The following is a 16,349-nucleotide window of genomic DNA, read 5'->3' on the forward strand; positions in this document are numbered from 1 at the left end:
TCTCAGATCCGAGACAGAACCTGGCCGCCGGTCGTATCCGGCAGGCTCGGTCGTCGGTTCGAATAGAGGGTATGAGAACAGCCCAACCCCGTCGGGCCGCTGCCGTCGTCACGGTCGGCACCGGCCCGCTGAGCTTCGACGACGTCGTCGCGGTCGCCCGCCACGACGCCCCCGTCGAGATCTCCGCCGATGCGCTGTCCGAGATCCGCAGGAGCCGCGAGGTCGTCGAGGCGCTCGCCGACGACGCTGAGCCCCACTACGGCGTGTCCACCGGGTTCGGGGCGCTGGCGACCCGGCACATCCCGGTCGAGCTGCGCGCCCAGCTCCAGTCCAGCCTCGTCCGCAGCCACGCCGCCGGGTCGGGGCCGGAGGTGGAGCGGGAGGTCGTCCGGGCGCTGATGCTGCTGCGCCTGTCGACGTTGGCGACCGGCCGTACAGGAGTCCGCGCCGAAACCGCGCTCACGTACGCGCGGCTGCTGAACGCCCGGATCAGCCCGGTCGTGCACGAGTTCGGCAGCCTCGGCTGCTCCGGCGACCTCGCGCCGCTGGCGCACTGCGCGCTGGCGCTGATGGGAGAGGGCCCTGTGCGCGATGCCGCCGGTGAGCTGCGCGACGCCGGGGACGCCCTACGCGAGGCAGGCATCGAGCCGGTCTCCTTGGCTGAGAAGGAGGGCCTCGCGCTGATCAACGGCACCGACGGCATGCTGGGCATGCTGGTGCTGGCGATCAGCGACCTACGCCACCTGCTCAAGGTCGCCGACCTGACCGCCGCGATGAGCGTAGAGGGGCTGCTCGGCACCGACGCAGTGTTCACCCCTGAGCTGCAGGCCCTGCGTCCCCACCCGGGCCAGGCCGCCTCCGCGGCCAACATCCGCGCCGTGCTCGCCGGCAGCCCGATCGTGGCCAGTCACCGCAGCCCGGACTGCACCCGCGTCCAGGACGCCTACTCGCTGCGCTGCGCGCCGCAGGTGGCCGGGGCCGCCCGGGACACCGTGGACCACGCGGCGCTGGTCGCCTCCCGGGAGCTGGCCGCCGCGGTGGACAATCCGGTAGTCACCCGCGACGGGCGGGTCTCCTCGAACGGTAACTTCCACGGTGCCCCGCTGGCGTACGTGCTCGATTTCCTCGCGGTCGTCACCGCAGACGCCGCCTCGATGGCCGAGCGCCGCACCGACCGGTTCCTCGACGTGGCCCGCAGCCACGGGTTGACCGCCTTCCTCGCCGAGGACCCGGGCGTCGACTCGGGCTACATGATCGCGCAGTACACCCAGGCCGCGCTCGTCTCGGAGCTCAAGCGGCTCGCCGTACCCGCCAGCGTCGACTCGATCCCGAGTTCGGCGATGCAGGAGGACCACGTCTCGATGGGCTGGTCCGGTGCCCGTAAGCTGCGCCGCGCCGTCGACGCGCTGACCCGCGTGCTCGCCATCGAGCTGCTCACGGCCGCGCGCGGCATCCAGTTGCGGGCGCCGCTGCGCCCCGCCCCCGCCACCGGCGCGGTGATCGACGCCCTGCGCGAGGTGGCCCCCGGTCCTGGGCGCGACCGCTTCCTCTCGCCGGAGATCGACGTCGCCGTGCGGTTCGTGGCCAGCGGGGCCGCGCTTCGCGCCGTCGAGTCGGTAACCGGACCGTTCAACTGATCCCCGGCCAAGCAAGGAGACACGCCATGGAAGGCGCACGTCCCGTCCGTGCCCCGCGCGGCACGACCCTGACCGCCAAGTCGTGGGCCACCGAGGCCCCGCTACGGATGCTGATGAACAACCTGGACCCGGAGGTCGCCGAGCGCCCCGACGACCTCGTGGTGTACGGCGGCACCGGCCGCGCGGCCCGCGACTGGACGTCCTTCGACGCGATGGTCCGCACCCTGACCACGCTGGAGCGGGACGAGACGATGCTGGTGCAGTCGGGTCGCCCGGTGGGCGTGCTACGGACGCACGAGTGGGCCCCGCGGGTGCTCCTGGCCAACTCCAACCTTGTCGGCGACTGGGCCACCTGGCCCGAGTTTCGGCGGCTGGAGCGGCTGGGCCTGACGATGTACGGCCAGATGACGGCCGGCTCGTGGATCTACATCGGCACGCAGGGCATCGTGCAGGGCACGTACGAGACGTTCGCGGCCGTAGCGGAGAAGCGCTTCAACGGCACCCTGGCCGGCACGCTCACGCTCACCGGGGGCTGCGGCGGCATGGGCGGGGCGCAACCGCTCGCGGTGACCCTGAACGACGGGGTGTGCCTGATCGTCGACGTGAACAGGGCCCGTCTCGACCGCCGGGTGCAGCACCGCTACCTGGACGAGGTCGCCACCGACCTGGACGACGCGATCGAGCGGGTGCTACGCGCCAGGGGCGAGCGCCGCGCGCTCTCCGTCGGGCTGGTCGGCAACTGCGCCGAGGTCTTCCCCGAACTGCTGCGTCGTGGTGTCCCGATCGACATCGTCACCGACCAGACCAGCGCCCACGACCCGCTGTCGTACCTGCCCGAGGGCGTCTCGGTCGAGGACTGGCACGATTACGCGGAGGGGAAGCCCGAGGAGTTCACCGCCCGGGCCCGCGCCTCGATGGCCCGGCACGTCCAGGCGATGGTGGAGTTCCAGGACGCCGGCGCCGAGGTCTTCGACTACGGCAACTCCATCCGGGACGAGGCACGACTCGGCGGGTACGAGCGGGCGTTCGAGTTCCCCGGGTTCGTCCCCGCGTACATCCGGCCGCTGTTCTGCGAGGGCAAGGGCCCGTTCCGCTGGGCGGCCCTGTCCGGCGACCCGAAGGACATCCACGCCACCGACCGCGCCGTGTTGGAGCTGTTCCCGGACAACGACCGCCTGCAGAAGTGGCTACGCGGGGCGCCGGAGAAGATCGCGTTCCAGGGCCTGCCGGCGCGCATCTGCTGGTTGGGCTACGGCGAGCGGGACAAAGCCGGCCTGCGGTTCAACGAGATGGTCGCCTCGGGCGAACTCAGGGCGCCGATCGTCATCGGGCGGGACCACCTGGACGCCGGCTCGGTCGCCTCGCCGTATCGGGAGACCGAGGCCATGCTCGACGGGTCGGACGCCATCGCCGACTGGCCGCTGCTGAACGCGCTGATCAACACCGCATCCGGGGCGTCCTGGGTATCGATCCACCACGGCGGGGGTGTCGGCATCGGCCGGTCGATCCACGCCGGCCAGGTGTCGGTCGCGGACGGGACCGCCCTGGCGGCCGAGAAGCTGGCACGGGTGCTGACCAACGACCCCGGCATGGGCGTGATCCGCCACGCCGACGCTGGCTACGAGCGCGCCGAGCAGGTCGCCGCCGAGCGGGGCGTGCGGATCCCGATGCGGGAGAGCTGAACCTCCGCGATGAGCTCCGACAGCGGCAACGGCGTCCGGGGCGGTAACTCCGGACGCCGTTGCCGTCGGAAGACTCACCACCTGCGCATATGCCTCCTATCACTTGCGCTTGCGGATCTCCTCGGCGGCCTGGGGGACGACTGTGAACAGGTCGCCGACCACGCCGAAGTCGGCGAGTTCGAAGATCGGCGCCTCGGCGTCCTTGTTCACCGCGACGATGGTCTTCGAGGTCTGCATGCCGGCGCGGTGCTGGATCGCGCCGGAGATGCCCAGCGCGACGTACAACTGCGGGGAGACGGTCTTGCCGGTCTGACCGACCTGGAACTGGTGCGGGTAGAAGCCGGAGTCCACGGCCGCGCGGGACGCGCCGACCGCGCCGCCGAGCAGGTCGGCCAACTCCTCTACCAGCTTGAAGTTGTCGGCGTTGCCGACGCCCCGGCCGCCGGAGACGACCACGGACGCCTCGGTCAGTTCCGGGCGGGAGCCCTTCTGCTCGGCGACGCGCTGCACGACCCTGGCCAGCTTGTCCGCCTCACCAACCTGCACGGTGAGCTGCTCGACGGCCGGGGTGGCCGCCGCCGGGGTCGGGGTGAGCGAGTTCGGGCGGACGGTGACCAGCGGCAGGCCGCGGGTGACCTTGGACTTGACGATGGTCGAGCCGGCGAACGCGACCTGCGTGGCGGTGCCGTCGGCGGTCAGGGCGACCACGTCGGTCAGGATGCCGTTGTCCAGCTTGACCGCCAGCCGGGCGGCGATCTCCTTGCCCTCCTGGGCGGAGGCGAGCAGCACCGCGGCCGGCTGCACCCGCTTCACGAGGTCGGCCAGCACGGTGGCCTTCGGGGCCACCAGGTAGCCGTCGATGTCCTCGCTCTCGGCGGCGTAGACCTTCTCCGCGCCGAACTCGCCCAGCTTGCCGGTCAGCGCCTGCGCGGCGCCGGGGCCGCCGAGCACGACCGCGCTCGGGGTGCCCAACTCGCGGGCGAGGGTGAGCATCTCCAGGGTGACCTTCTTGACGCCGAACTCCCGGGTGGCGTCGACGACGACGAGAACCTCAGCCATGTCCAGACCCCTCACACGAACTTCTCGGTGGCGAGGAACTCGACCAGCTGCACGCCGCCGGAGCCCTCGTCGGTGACCTTGGTGCCGCCGGAGCGCGGCGGGCGCTTGGAGTGCTCCAGCACCGTGCTGGTGGCGCCGGCGAAGCCCACCTCGGCGGGGGCGACGCTCAGGTCCGCCAGGGACAACGTCTGCAGCGGCTTCTTCTTCGCGGCCATGATGCCCTTGAACGACGGGTACCGCGGCTCGTTGATCGTGTCCCACACCGAGACCACGGCCGGGGTCGAGGCGGTGACGACCTCGTACCCCTCCTCCGTCTGCCGCTCCACGGTCAACGTCGCCCCGTCCACGGTCAGCTTCCGCGCCCCGGTCAACGCCGCAACACCCAACCGCTCCGCGATCATGTGCGGCAGCACCTGCACCCCACCATCAGTCGACTCCGAACCACACAGCACCAGATCCGCATTGAGCCGACCGAGAGCGGCCGCCAGGACCTTTGAGGTGGCCACCGCGCAGGAGCCGTGCAGGGCGTCGTCCACCACGTGCACCGCCTTGTCCGGCCCCATGGACAGCGCCTTACGGATCGACTCGGTCGCCTTGTCCGGACCCATGGTCAGGACGGTCACCTCGCCGCCGTGCGCCTCCTTGATCTTCAACGCCTCCTCGATGGCGTACTCGTCCATCTCGTTGATGACGTTGTTCGCCGAACCGCGGTCGACGGTGTTGTCGTCAGAACGCAGGTTGCGGTCCGCGCCCGAATCAGGCACCTGCTTGACGAGTACGACGATATTCATCGCGCTTCGACAACCTCTCTACGTTGTTCGCCACGCCGGGCCGCGACGCGACACACGGCTCAGTTGAATGTGCTTTCTTCGGCCCTGGTACCCGATGGATCAGGCCAGCGCCGGACGGTAGATGTCTGCCCCGCGAACTGCTGGGACACGGTCCAGGGCTCGGACGATGTCCTCGACCCGCTCCTTGGCGTCGCCGAAGAGCATCTGGCTGTTGTCGCGGAAGAACAACGGGTTCTGCACGCCGGCGTAGCCTGTGGCCATCGACCGCTTGAAGACGATCACGTCGTGGGCGTTCCAGACCTTCAGGACCGGCATGCCGGCGATCGGCGAGGACGGGTCCTCCGACGCGGCCGGGTTGACCGTGTCGTTGGCGCCGATGACCAGGACCACGTCGGTGGCGTCGAAGTCGTCGTTGATCTCGTCCATCTCGAGCACGATGTCGTAGGGCACCTTGGCCTCGGCCAGCAGCACGTTCATGTGGCCGGGAAGGCGACCCGCCACGGGGTGAATGCCGAACCTCACGTTGACGCCCCTGGCCCGAAGCTTCGCGGTCAGGTCGGCAACGGGGTACTGCGCCTGCGCCACCGCCATGCCGTAGCCGGGGGTGATGACGACCGAGGAGGCGCCGGCCAGCAGCTCGGCGACGGCGTCGGCCTGGATCTCGCGGTGCTCGCCGTAGTCCTTGTCGCCGCCGGGGGCGGCCTCGACCCCGAAGCCACCGGCGATGACGGAGATGAAGGAGCGGTTCATCGCCTTGCACATGATGTAGGAGAGGTAGGCACCGGATGAGCCGACCAGCGCACCGGTCACGATCAGCAAATCGTTGCTGAGTAGGAACCCCGAGGCGGCCGCAGCCCAACCCGAGTAGCTGTTGAGCATCGAGACCACGACCGGCATGTCGCCGCCACCGATGGAGGCGACCAGGTGCCAGCCCAGGGCCAGAGCGAGCACCGTCAGCACGACGAGGACGACATCCTGTCCGGTGCTGCCGGCGTCGATGGCGGCGTAGGCGATGGTGAGGATCGTGAAGAGGACCAGCGAGCCGACGTTGATGAAGTTCTTGCCCGGCAGCATGAGCGGGGCGGACTTCATCTTCGCCGAGAGCTTCAGGTTGGCGACGATCGAGCCGGTGAAGGTGACCGCGCCGATGAAGATACCGATCGAGACCTCGGCCTCGTGGATGTTGTTGAGGCTGTCCAGAGCGTAGTGCGAGCCCTGGAGGTGGCCGTTCCACCCGATCGCGACGGCGGCGAGACCGACGAAGCTGTGCAGCAGCGCGATGAGCTCGGGCATTCCGGTCATCTCGACGATTCTGGCCCGCCACAGGCCGATCACGGCACCGACCGTGATCGCGGCCAGCATGAGCAGGATCGAGACCATGCCGCCGTCGATGTCGGTGGTGACGTCGATGACCAGGACAACGGTGGCGACGAGCGCCATCGCCATGCCGACGATCCCGTAGGTCAGGCCGTTCTTGGCGGACTCGTGCCTCGACAGGCCCGCCAGCGAGAGGATGAACAACAGCGAGGCAACGATGTACACCGCGCCAGTGGTCGAGATGATGTCCATCGCTCAGGCCCCCTTGTTGAACATGCCGAGCATCCGCCGCGTGACCGCGAAGCCACCGAAGATGTTGATCGAGGCAAGCAGGGTCGCGACGGCGGAGAGAATCCGTATGGTGGTGTTCTCCGAGGCGACCTGGATCAGCGCGCCGACCACGACCACGCCGGAGATGGCGTTGGTGACCGACATCAGCGGCGTGTGCAGCGCGTGCGCCACCTTGCCGATGACGTAGTAACCGATCACGATCGAGAGCATCAGCGTCGTGAAGTGCCGCGGGATCGGGTCCGGCGCGGTCGCGTTGACCAGCCAGAGCAGGGCGGTGCCGCCCAACACCAGGCCGACCTTCGCACCTGCGGACAGCCGCGCCTTCTCCTCCTTGGCCGGAGCGGCAACCGTGCGAGTCGCGGCGGCGGGGGCTGCCGAGACCTGCACGGCCGGCGGCGGCCAGGTGGACTCGCCATCCTTGACGACGGTGATGCCACGCTGGACGACGTCGTCGAAGTCCAACGTCAGGTTGCCGTCCTTCTCCGGGGTCAGCAGCTTGAGCAGGTTGACGACGTTGGTGCCGTACAGCTGCGACGTCTGCGCGGCCAGGCGGCCGGCGAGGTCGGTGTAACCCAGGATCGTCACACCGTTCTGGGTGACGACCCTCTGATCCGCCACGGTGCCCGCGACGTTTCCACCGTTGGCCGCGGCCATGTCGACGATCACGGAGCCGTTCCTCATGCCGGCCACAGTCTCGGCGGTGAGCAGGCGCGGCGCCGGGCGTCCGGGTATGAGCGCGGTGGTGATGACGATGTCGGCGGCCCGCGCCTCCTCGTCGTACATCGCGGCAGTCGCGGCCCGCTGTTCCTCGGTCATCTCCTTGGCATAGCCGTCGGAGGACTTCTCCGCCTTGAACACGGACCGGTCCAGCTCAACAAACTGCGCGCCCATCGACTCGACCTGCTCGGCCACCTCGGGGCGCACGTCGAACGCGCGCACGACCGCACCCATCGCCGATGCGGCACCGATCGCGGCCAGACCCGCGACACCGGCGCCCACCACGAACACCCGGGCCGGAGGGATCTTGCCCGCGGCGGTCACCTGGCCGGTGAACATCCGGCCGAACTCGTGCGCGGCCTCGACCACGGCGCGGTAGCCCGCGACGTTCGCCATCGAGGACAGCACGTCCATCGACTGCGCGCGCGAGATCCGCGGCACCGCGTCCATCGCGAGCGCGGTCACGCCCTGCGCTTGCAGCTCCTCCAGCAGCTCGGGGCTGCGGCCCGGCGCCATCATCGAGATGATCGTGGCGCCCTGCCGGAGCCGGCCGATCTCCTCGTGGGTGGGGGCGTTGACCTTCACGACGACGTCGGCGGCCCACACCTCCTCCGTCGTACCGACCCGGACACCAGCGGCGGTGAACGCGCCGTCAGGCTGGTCGGCGAGGTCGCCGGCGCCCGACTCGACGATCACGTCGTAGCCGAGGTTGGTCAGTTGGGAAACGGTCTTGGCGGTCGCCGCGACCAGGGCGCCCTGTTTCGACTCGCTCGGGATGCCGATGAGCATCGATACCCTCCTTCTCTCGTTTCCACCGGGTCCACCCTGTCCGGGGCAGCCAAGGAAGCGCCGGACGGCGGCGAGCCGCGAGACCCTGCCGTAGCCGGCGGACGGCCGGTGCGGTCCCGGGCCACGGGACGGTCACGACAGGATGCCGTTGTCCCCCGCACCCCTGTCACGGATAGCGACCACGGACCCGGTGCACCCGGCACGCGCGTTCGATGGCCATGCAGGAGACCGCTAGTAGAGAGCCTTCCCGCCATCGAGACGGATGACCGTGCCATTCAGGTAGGGCGAGCACGTCGCGAGGAAGAGCAGCGCCTCCGCGACATCGTCGGCATCCCCGTTGCGGAACTCGTACCGCGTCCCGACACGGTAGGTGTCGCCATCGACGAGCGGTTCGCCGCGATAACGACGCAGCGCGTCATTGGTGCCGTCGTCCGAACGGAAGAACTGCGTCGGTGCCACCGCGTTGCACTGCACCGTTGGAGACAGCGCGACGGCGAGCTGCTCCATGAGCCGAATCAGGGCCGTCTTGGACAGGCCGTGCGGAATGAGGTTCGGCCATGCCTCGTTGGTCGAGTTCCCCACCAGCGCGATGATCCTGCCGTGGCCCTGTGCCTTCATGACCGCGGCCGCGGCCTGGCTGAGGAAGAACGGTCCCCGGATGTTGACCCCGAACGAGGCGTCGAAGTCGTCCTCGGTCACATCTTCGAACTCCTTCGCGCGAAGTGAGCTCGCATTGTGGATCAGCACGGAGAGATCGCCGCGCCAGGCCACCGCCTGGTCCACGAGCCGGCGGGCGTCGGCGGTGTTCGACACGTCCGCCTCCACGGCGATCGCCTCGCCGCCCTCGGAGCGGATGAGCTTGACGGTCTTCTCGGCGAGCTCCGCCTGCTTCCAGTGGTTCACCACCACGGCCGCCCCGGCCGCTCCGAACCTGCGCGCGAACACCCGGCCCGCACGTTCGGCCGCGCCGGTGATGAGAACCGTCCGGCCGACGATAGATGAACTCATGATGTCTCCAGATAGTCAGAATGAGGGGAATGAATTCTGGATTGGTCGCCGCCACGGCGACGGGCCGCAGGCGGAAGCAGAAGTGTCTCGGCGGACGGTAGGTCAGACTTCGCGGATGCCGGCCCGCCACACGGCGCTCGTGAGCGGGACCCCGGGGCGGTAGGCGAGGTGGGTGACCGAGGGGGCGTCCAGCACCTGAAAATCCGCCCGCCGGCCAGGACCAATCACCCCGACGGCCGGCTGCGCCGCGCCGCGGGGATCGAGCCACCCCGCCTCGTCCATTCCCAACGCGATCGCCCCTCCCAGCGTCGCCGCGCGGACCGCCTCCTGCACGGTGAGACCCATCTGCAGCACGGCGGTGGCGACGGAGAACGCCATCGAGGTGGTGAAGGACGTCCCGGGGTTGCAGTTCGAGGCGATCGCGACGACCGCGCCGGCGTCCAGGAGACGCCGGGCAGGCGCGAGCGGCATCCGAGTGGAGAGGTCGCAGGCCGGAAGAACCGTCGCGACCGTGCCTCGCCCCGCGCCCGCCCAGGAGGAGGCCAGGGCCGCGATGTCGTCGTCGGTCAGGAAGCCGAGGTGGTCCACGCTGAGGGCGCCGTACTCGACAGCGAGCTGCGCCCCTGGCCCGTGCCCGAGCTGGTTGCCGTGCAGGCGACGCGCCATCCCCCGCGCCCTGGCCACGTCGAGGATCCTGCGCGTCGCCGCCTCGTCGAAGGCGCCGACCTCGCAGAAGACATCCACCGCGGTCACGAGGGGAGCGACGGCGTCGAGCATCGGACCAGCGACGAGCGCGACGTACTCGTCCGGGTCGGCGCCCGCGGGCACGACGTGTGCGCCGAGGAACGTCACCGCGTCCGCGTGCCGACCGGCCAGGCGGGCTGCCCGTACCTCGTCGGTCACTGTCAGGCCGTACCCGGTCTTCGTCTCGATCGTCGTGGTCCCGCCACGGCGCGCCTCAGCCACCAGCCGCTCGATATTTCCCTCGAGATCCGCGTCGCTCGCCGCCCGCGTGGCCTGGACCGTCACGTTGATACCGCCCGCCGCGTACGGCTCACCGGCCATCCTCGCCTCGAACTCCGCGGTGCGGTCTCCGGCGAAGACCAGGTGGGTGTGGGAATCTACCCAGCCCGGGAGCACAGCTCGTCCGGCCAGGTCCACCCTCCGGTCGGCGGGGGGCGCCGCACGAGACGGCCCGACCCACGCGATCCGGTCTCCTTCGACGACCAGCGCCGCATCGGCGACCCGCCCGCCGTTGGCCTCGTCGTTCGTGGTCAACTCTGAGATGCCGTCGATGACGACGGCTTCCTGTGGCTCGTTCACGTCCTGGTGCCTCTGGTTGTCCCACATGTCTGCAGGCCCCTCATCCCCGAAGCTGGCCCTTGCGCGGATCACGCAGCCGGGAGAACTGCGCCGTCGAATAGCTGCGCCCGCTGGTCGGGGCGAGGAACGGTTCGGCGGTGTGGTCGCGGCCGTCCAGCTCTGTCTCGACGACGTGGCGAAGTAGCTCACCCACGATCGGCGCCGTCTTGAACTGTGTGCCTGAGGTCGCCATCGCGACGAACAGCCCGTCGAAGCACGTCCGGTCGTAGATCGGCAGCCAGTCCTCCGCCGCGTCGTACAGCCCGACGACGCCGGTTCGCGCACGCGGGATGCCCAGTGCCGGGATGCGCCGAGCCAGCCGCAGCGTCGTGCGTTCCCAGACGTCGGCCGTCACCAGCGGGTCGAACTCATCGGGGTCCTCGATGACTGTCTGCTCCTCGACGAGATCGCCGTTACTGCCACCGAGGAACGCGTTGCCCAGCTCCGGACGAAAGTTGATGTTGAGGTCGCCGTCCACGAGGTGTACCCCCTGAAGCGCGAGGTCCAGCCCCGCAGGCGCCGGCACGTGGACCAGTTCCTCCCGGATCCGCCGGGTTCGGACCCGGAAGTCGGAGGTTCCGCCGATTGCACTGACAAGTGAGTCGGTGTGCGGTCCGGCAGCGACGAGAACCGCCTCCGCCCGCAACCTGCTCCCATCGGCCAGGGTCGCCCCCACGACGCGGGCACCCTCGAGATCGATCCGCACGACGGGGGTCGATCGCCGCAGGCGGGCACCTTCTCTCTGGGCCGCGTGCATCAGATTGACGGCCGCGAGGGTCGGGTCACCGACGTACCCCGACTGCGCGGTGTAGAGAGCGCCGGGCAGCAACTCTGTCGGCTCGGACCAGAACTCGTCGTCGTCCACGGGCCGGGGCGGTCCGAACCGGTGGAAGTCGAAGTACGGGAAGTGGCCACTCATCTCGTCCAGCGACCACTCCTCGTACGAGACCTCGGCGGCCCTCATCGCCGCTGCGGCTCGGTCGACGAACCCGGTCCCGGCGTCAAGGATCAGCGAGCCACACCGCACGAAACGCGCGACCTCCTCGGTGCTGTCGGCACCGAGGAAGCCGCGCCAGTTGTTCCACACCGCCAGGGCGTCGGCAGCGAGCGCCGAGCTCTGCGCGTCGCTCGCGTGGACGCGGATGATGCCTGCCGACGACCCGGTCGAACCGTCTCCGATCCCGCTGTTGCGGTCGACCACGAGCACGTCGTGGCCCGCCTTCGCCAGCGCGAAGGCGGCACTGGCGCCGATCACCCCCGCCCCGACGATCAGCACGTCAGCGCGGTTCTCTACCTCGGTACCCATGTTCCCTCACAGTCTGGATCAACGCGGCGCTCAACGATCGTCAACGGCGGAGATTCAGAGACCCCAGCCGGCGTGCGGCTGAAGAGCCCCCTTCTGCTTGACGAACGACTCGCGCAGGTCCGCAACCCTGTTCCCGGCGAAGGTCAGCAGGAAGTTGCCCGCCAGGGTGTAGTCCTCCCCGCCCGAGCGGAGGGTGGCCCACCATTCGACGCCCACCCGGTCTCCCTCGATCACCGGCGTCCCGTAGCGGAAGTCGACATCAGAGACGCCAACGAGCGCGGCCTCCCAAAACCCCGCGATGGCGTCGTGACCGACGAACGGCTGCTCCAGGAAGGGGCTGTTCCGGTAGCTGGCGTCCTCGGTCATGATGGCCGCCGCCCCCTCCACGTCGCCTTCGCGCCACACCCGCCCGAACTCCTCCAGCCATGCCTTGACGACGTCAGCCGAAACGCTCACTTGATCTTCCTCGCTCTCGTTGGGGGCGGAACCGCATCGGCCACGGTGCGGCCGGCGTCGCGGCCGGCCGCCCACCCGGCCCGGCACAACTCTATGCGAGATGTCGCCGCTAGCATAGTATTATGCGGGCGAGAAACGGCCAGCTCCGGCACTGCGCATCCCGCACGGACGTCCGTCTCGCCAGAAGGAGGTAGCAACCCGAATGACACCGACTCCCGAACCTGGTGCCGACGAGATGCATCGGTTCGACGACCTCTACCAGGTTTCTCGGTCCGAAGCCATCGTCGAGGACGACGAGTTCCTCAAGCACATGGCGGCCGGCTCGGAGCTGCCCGTCCTGCTCGCTGCGCTGGCGGCAGCTCTCGGCGACACGTCGATCCTGCACGCGGACCTCCAACCGCCCCTGACGCCAATGGACACGCAGCCGCACCCGCACGGTGGGATGTCGGAGGAGCAGAAGGAGAAGGCCGTTGCCGTCGCCCTCTCTGCGCTGACCGTCCTGCGCGACAAGGGGATCACCACGGTCGACGTGCTGCCGGACGAGACAGTTCGAGAGATCCTCCACTACCTCAGCGGCGGGCGAGAGGAGTGGTATCGGATGCTGACCCATGAGCTCGACCTCGCAACCGACAAGGGCGGCCGGCCGTCCTGGAGGTTCGGGGACGTCGCGAAGGGGCGACCGTTCCCCACCCTCATCATCGGCGCGGGTGTCGCGGGGATCGCCGCCGCTCACCGGTTCGCCCAGGCGGAAGTGCCGTTCACCCTGATCGAGGCCAACACGTCCGTGGGCGGTACGTGGGCGAAGAACACCTATCCCGGGGTCCGGCTCGACACTCCCACCTTCGGATACTCCTACTCGTTCGCGCAGCGCGGGGACTGGCCGCACCAGTTCGCGCAGGGCGGCGAAATCCTCGACTACCTTCGTGACGTGGCCGAGCGGGCCGGAATCATCGACAGGATCGAGTTCTCGACCAGACTCCTTCGCCTGCGCTGGGACGACGACGGCAGGTTCTGGGAGGCGACCACCCGCGGACCGGACGGCGGCGAACAGGTCCGCCGGTTCTCGGCGGTGGTCGGCGCGTTGGGCCAGCTCGACAGGCCGAACATCCCGGAGTTCGAGGGCCAGAGCCTGTTCCGCGGAACGACGATGCACTCGCAGGAGTGGGATCACGCAACCGACCTGCGGGGCAAGCGGGTTGCCGTCATCGGCACCGGCGCGAGCGCCTACCAGATCGTGCCCGCCATCGTCGGTGATGTGGACGCCCTCACCGTCTTCCAGCGCAGTGCGCCGTGGATGCTGCCGGCGCCGAACTATCACCACCCGATGACGGACGCGTTCAGCTGGCTCGTGCGGAAGGTTCCGCACTATGCGCAGTGGTACCGCCTCTGGGTGATCCTCACGGGCATCCCCGGACGGACCCATACCGTCACGGCGGAAGAGGACTGGCCCGGCGCGCCGCTCAGCGTCTCGGCCAAGAACCAGGAGCTGCGGGAGTACCTCGTCGCCCGACTCGAGGCCCAGTTCCAGGACGCCCCGGAACTCCTCCAGCACATCGTCCCCACGTACCCGCCCGGCGCGAAGCGCATGCTGCGGGACAACGAGGTGTGGGCCGCTGCGCTGCTCGCCGAGAAGACGACGCTCGTGACTTCCGGGATCGCGCGGTTCACCGAGGACGGGATCGTCGACAACGACGGTCTCCTGCACGAGGTGGACGTCATCGTGTACGCGACCGGCTTCAAGCCGTCCGACTATCTCGACGAGGTCGAGGTCCTGGGACGAGACGGTATGGAGATCCACGAGTTCTGGGACGGTGACGCACGCGCCCACAACGGCGTCATGGTCCCGGGTTTCCCCAACTTCTTCCTGATCTATGGCCCCAACGTGGGTGGCGTTGTCGCGGGCAGCCTGCACTTCATGCTGGAGCGCGCCGTCGAGTACTCACTCAAGGCGATTCACGAGGTTCTTCGCCGGGGAGCGGCCGCGATCGACGTACGCGGAGAGGCGCTCGACCGCTTCGTGGCGTGGGTCGACCAGGGCAACCGGAGGATGGCGTGGGGCCAGCCGTATGTGAGCACCTGGTATCAGAACCGACACGGACGGGTGTCCCAGATCTGGCCGTACACCAATGTGGAGTACTGGGAGATCACCGAGTCGATCACCGAGTCGGACCACGAGTTCCTCGACTAGGCCGGCAGATCCCCGATGACCCCTGGCACCACGCATCCCTCCACAGGAGACACCGACATGTCGACAATCAAACGAGACCAGATCAACGTCGGCGGGCTTGTGACGAGCTTCCTGTCGGCGGGATCCCCGTCCGCACACCCCCTGGTACTGCTGCACGACGGGGCATGGGGTGGTTCGGCCGAGGCAAGCTGGATCAACGTGATCCCCACCCTGGCGAAGCGCTACAGGGTGATCGCACCAGACCTCTACGGCTACGGGGCCTCCAGCAAGATGGTGCAACTCGACGTGGCGCCGTACGAGTTCCGGCTCCGCCAGGTAGCGGCGCTGCTCGACGCGCTCGGTCTGGAGGACCGCCCACCCACCTCGTCGGCAACTCCTTCGGCGGCGCCATGGCGCTGCGGGCGGCGACCCTGCCCTGGTTCTCGTGGCGCGTCAGCGCGGCCGTGTCGATCTCAGGAACGGGCGGCCCGTACCGCACCAGGGAGGGGCTGGCCGCGCTGTCGCGCTTCGACGGCTCCCACGCGGACATGCTGCGGATCGTGCGACTGCTCACCGATAATTTCCCGGCGATCGACGACCACGTCGAGCTTCGGCTACGTGACGCGTGCAACCCGGGCCACTACAGAGCGGTGGCTGCCGCCGGACTCGCCACCCCGTTCGAGAGCGCGCCGAAGCACCGCGACGACTACCCGCGGAGCCTCCGAACGGTCCGGACGCCACTGGCGCTGGTGAGCGGGCGCCAGGACAACCTCGTCGAGCCGGACTGGGCGCACAGGATCGCCGAGCACGCCCCCAGCTGCAAGGTCTACGAGATCGATGCGAGGCACTCCCCCAACATCAGTGACCCCGAGACGACGGCGGCTCTCCTCCTCACGATCGTGGGCGAGCTCGAGGGTGGCGCCGCGACGCACGACCATGCCGCGCCCGGGACGAGCCGGTGACGCGGAAGCCGACGGTCCCTCACGGAGCCAGTCGCGTTCGCGGGGATCTCGGCCAGGGGGCCGGAGCCGCCCCAGCGAGCGGGCGACCTGGTGACGGCGGGGTGCCGGCACCGCTGCGCCGGTTCTGCCAGCTTCGGCCGACTCCGTGGGCGACGGGTGCGGGTGTGACCCGCGAAGTGGTGTCCTACCACGAGAGCCGGAGGCTGGCCACCGGCCGGCCGCCCTGGCGGCTGAGCATCGCCGACCTGACCGGACCAGGCCCGTTCTCACGCCTGCCGGGGATCACCCGCACCTTCGTTCCGATCGACAGCCCTGTCGAGCTGCGGGTGGATGGTGAGACCCACCGCATCGCCGCTGCCACGCCGTTCTCGTTCGCCGGCGACTCCGAGACGACGCTGGTCCGGCTGACGGCGCCGTGCCGTGCCGTCAACCTCATGGTCAAGGCCGACGACCCCGACCCGGCTGAACTCCTGCCCTGCCGGTTCCCAGGGCTGGAGGTCCCGACGGCCGTCGTCGTGATCGCCCTCACCGCTGGCCGCGAAACCAGCAGGCTCGACGTCTGGCGACCGTCGGCCGCCCTCGACGGGCTAGGGGTTCGGCAGTGGCTCGCGGTTCGGTGACCTTGGAGAGACTGTCAGTAGGCACTGTCTGAGGCGGCGGGTGCGTTCGACCGGCCGGCGGTTGCTGGCCTGCATCGGGGCGCGCCCGGCCGGGCAGCAGTGCGGCGAACCGAACCCAGCCGGGTTCCAACAGCGAAGGGCAGCGCAGGCACGGGAATCCTTGTCGGTCACGGAGCGTGAAGAAC

At 69.5% G+C, this 16,349-nt stretch carries 13 protein-coding genes and 1 pseudogene; 6 read left to right on the forward strand and 8 right to left on the reverse strand.

What is annotated here, in order from left to right:
• The first annotated feature begins 71 nt into the window (after positions 1–71).
• Positions 72–1,637 (forward strand): histidine ammonia-lyase, encoded by a 1,566-nt coding sequence (hutH, locus tag JD77_RS28775; protein WP_145776994.1) that lies wholly within the window; start codon positions 72–74, stop codon positions 1,635–1,637.
• A gap of 26 nt (positions 1,638–1,663) precedes the next feature.
• Positions 1,664–3,319 (forward strand): urocanate hydratase, encoded by a 1,656-nt coding sequence (gene hutU, locus JD77_RS28780; protein ID WP_145776995.1) that lies wholly within the window; start codon positions 1,664–1,666, stop codon positions 3,317–3,319.
• 99 nt (positions 3,320–3,418) lie between these two features.
• Here the strand turns inward: hutU and JD77_RS28785 are convergent, their stop codons facing one another.
• From JD77_RS28785 to JD77_RS28820, 8 genes are all read right to left on the reverse strand, one after another.
• Positions 3,419–4,378, reverse strand: a complete 960-nt coding sequence (locus tag JD77_RS28785) for an electron transfer flavoprotein subunit alpha/FixB family protein (protein ID WP_145776996.1) — start codon at positions 4,376–4,378, stop codon at positions 3,419–3,421.
• 11 nt (positions 4,379–4,389) lie between these two features.
• Positions 4,390–5,169 carry an electron transfer flavoprotein subunit beta/FixA family protein gene (locus JD77_RS28790; RefSeq protein ID WP_145776997.1) on the reverse strand — a complete coding sequence of 260 codons (780 nt, stop codon included), beginning with the start codon at positions 5,167–5,169 and terminating at the stop codon, positions 4,390–4,392.
• Between the two features lie 99 nt (positions 5,170–5,268).
• Positions 5,269–6,738 carry a Re/Si-specific NAD(P)(+) transhydrogenase subunit beta gene (gene pntB, locus JD77_RS28795; protein ID WP_145776998.1) on the reverse strand — a complete coding sequence of 490 codons (1,470 nt, stop codon included), beginning with the start codon at positions 6,736–6,738 and terminating at the stop codon, positions 5,269–5,271.
• 3 nt (positions 6,739–6,741) lie between these two features.
• Entirely contained in the window at positions 6,742–8,283 is a 1,542-nt protein-coding gene (locus JD77_RS28800) for a Re/Si-specific NAD(P)(+) transhydrogenase subunit alpha (RefSeq protein ID WP_145776999.1), read from the reverse strand.
• Positions 8,284–8,514: 231 nt separating this feature from the next.
• Entirely contained in the window at positions 8,515–9,291 is a 777-nt protein-coding gene (locus JD77_RS28805; RefSeq protein WP_145777000.1) for an SDR family NAD(P)-dependent oxidoreductase, read from the reverse strand.
• 102 nt (positions 9,292–9,393) lie between these two features.
• The gene (gene hutI, locus JD77_RS28810; RefSeq protein ID WP_246141068.1) at positions 9,394–10,614 is read right to left on the reverse strand and encodes an imidazolonepropionase; all 1,221 of its coding nucleotides are present in this window, start codon (positions 10,612–10,614) and stop codon (positions 9,394–9,396) included.
• Positions 10,615–10,654: 40 nt separating this feature from the next.
• Positions 10,655–11,959, reverse strand: coding sequence for an NAD(P)/FAD-dependent oxidoreductase (locus JD77_RS28815; protein ID WP_145777002.1), 1,305 nt, complete (start codon positions 11,957–11,959; stop codon positions 10,655–10,657).
• Positions 11,960–12,013: 54 nt separating this feature from the next.
• Positions 12,014–12,415 carry a nuclear transport factor 2 family protein gene (locus tag JD77_RS28820; RefSeq protein WP_170286581.1) on the reverse strand — a complete coding sequence of 134 codons (402 nt, stop codon included), beginning with the start codon at positions 12,413–12,415 and terminating at the stop codon, positions 12,014–12,016.
• Positions 12,416–12,617: 202 nt separating this feature from the next.
• Here JD77_RS28820 and JD77_RS28825 point away from each other — a divergent pair, with 202 nt between their 5' ends.
• The 4 genes and pseudogenes from JD77_RS28825 (at position 12,618) to JD77_RS28840 (ending at position 16,164) form a co-directional block, all read left to right on the forward strand.
• Positions 12,618–14,603, forward strand: coding sequence for a flavin-containing monooxygenase (locus tag JD77_RS28825; RefSeq protein WP_145777004.1), 1,986 nt, complete (start codon positions 12,618–12,620; stop codon positions 14,601–14,603).
• Positions 14,604–14,660: 57 nt separating this feature from the next.
• A pseudogene (locus tag JD77_RS35755) lies at positions 14,661–14,942 on the forward strand (alpha/beta fold hydrolase); the annotation flags it as partial.
• Positions 14,943–14,992: 50 nt separating this feature from the next.
• Entirely contained in the window at positions 14,993–15,544 is a 552-nt protein-coding gene (locus JD77_RS35760) for an alpha/beta fold hydrolase (protein ID WP_246141070.1), read from the forward strand.
• Positions 15,545–15,645: 101 nt separating this feature from the next.
• Positions 15,646–16,164 (forward strand): HutD family protein, encoded by a 519-nt coding sequence (locus tag JD77_RS28840; protein ID WP_281292138.1) that lies wholly within the window; start codon positions 15,646–15,648, stop codon positions 16,162–16,164.
• Positions 16,165–16,349: the final 185 nt, after the last annotated feature.

The sequence above is a fragment of the Micromonospora olivasterospora genome (genome assembly GCF_007830265.1).
Classification (GTDB): Bacteria; Actinomycetota; Actinomycetes; order Mycobacteriales; family Micromonosporaceae; genus Micromonospora; species Micromonospora olivasterospora.

Coding starts and splice junctions, on each gene's coding strand:
- hutH (WP_145776994.1), top strand. CDS start 72: ATGAGAACAGCCCAACCCCGTCGGGCCGCTGCCGTCGTCACGGTCGGC.
- hutU (WP_145776995.1), top strand. CDS start 1,664: ATGGAAGGCGCACGTCCCGTCCGTGCCCCGCGCGGCACGACCCTGACC.
- JD77_RS28785 (WP_145776996.1), bottom strand. CDS start 4,378: ATGGCTGAGGTTCTCGTCGTCGTCGACGCCACCCGGGAGTTCGGCGTC.
- JD77_RS28790 (WP_145776997.1), bottom strand. CDS start 5,169: ATGAATATCGTCGTACTCGTCAAGCAGGTGCCTGATTCGGGCGCGGAC.
- pntB (WP_145776998.1), bottom strand. CDS start 6,738: ATGGACATCATCTCGACCACTGGCGCGGTGTACATCGTTGCCTCGCTG.
- JD77_RS28800 (WP_145776999.1), bottom strand. CDS start 8,283: ATGCTCATCGGCATCCCGAGCGAGTCGAAACAGGGCGCCCTGGTCGCG.
- JD77_RS28805 (WP_145777000.1), bottom strand. CDS start 9,291: ATGAGTTCATCTATCGTCGGCCGGACGGTTCTCATCACCGGCGCGGCC.
- JD77_RS28815 (WP_145777002.1), bottom strand. CDS start 11,959: ATGGGTACCGAGGTAGAGAACCGCGCTGACGTGCTGATCGTCGGGGCG.
- JD77_RS28825 (WP_145777004.1), top strand. CDS start 12,618: ATGACACCGACTCCCGAACCTGGTGCCGACGAGATGCATCGGTTCGAC.
- JD77_RS35760 (WP_246141070.1), top strand. CDS start 14,993: ATGGCGCTGCGGGCGGCGACCCTGCCCTGGTTCTCGTGGCGCGTCAGC.